Origin of the sequence: Methylobacterium sp. J-026 (genome assembly GCF_022829585.1) — a bacterium.
Lineage (GTDB): Bacteria > Pseudomonadota > Alphaproteobacteria > Rhizobiales > Beijerinckiaceae > Methylobacterium.
The window spans coordinates 1-647 of the sequence record NZ_JAKSYC010000005.1 but is presented as its reverse complement, the minus strand read 5'-3'; the positions used below and the strand labels follow the sequence as shown (position 1 = coordinate 647).

Genomic DNA, 647 nt, shown 5'->3' with positions numbered 1-647 from the left:
ACCTTGAGCGTCACGGCCGAGGAGCGGAAGAAGTTCAGGAACGACTCGGTGGGGAGCGCGAATTCGACGCCGCCGCCGACCGCGTAGCCGGTGCGGAAGCTGTCGTTGCCGGCGTAGCGGCCGAAGGAGCGGTCGGCGCTGCCCGAGCCGTAGGCGAAGCAGCCGGTGCCGTACACGAGGGTGCGGTCGAAGGCGTAGCCGAGGCGGCCGCGAACGGTGCCGAAGTAGTGGAGGCTCGACAAGCCGCGCGGGTCGGTGACGTAGTAGCCGGGGGCGAGGGAGCCGTTGATGAAGGCGTTGTTCCGGCTGCGGCCGAAGTCGAGGTACTGGGCATCGGCCTCGATGCCGACGACCACGCCCGAGCCCGGGGTGAACTGATAGTTGTAGCCGATCTGGGCGCCGCCGGAGAAGCCGTCCTGGCTGCGGTTGCCGAAGGTGGCGGTGGTGCCGGCGGCGGCGTAGGGGGCCGGGACGCCGAAGGTGGAGTTGTTGTTGCTGCGGCTGGAGGCGTCGAACGCGTAGCCGGCGTTGATACCGAAGTAGGCGCCCGTCCAGGTGAACACCGGCACGGGGGTGAACACCGGCGGCGGCGCGGCGCGGCGGGGAAGGTCGGCGGCCGAGGCGGCGGCCGTCAGGGCGGTGAACGC

At 71.1% G+C, this 647-nt stretch carries 1 protein-coding gene; it reads right to left on the bottom strand.

Translation table 11 applies throughout. The annotated features are described in order from the left end of the window. The coding region (locus MKK69_RS00075) for an outer membrane protein (RefSeq protein WP_409564758.1) at positions 1-647 on the bottom strand (647 nt) is incomplete at both ends.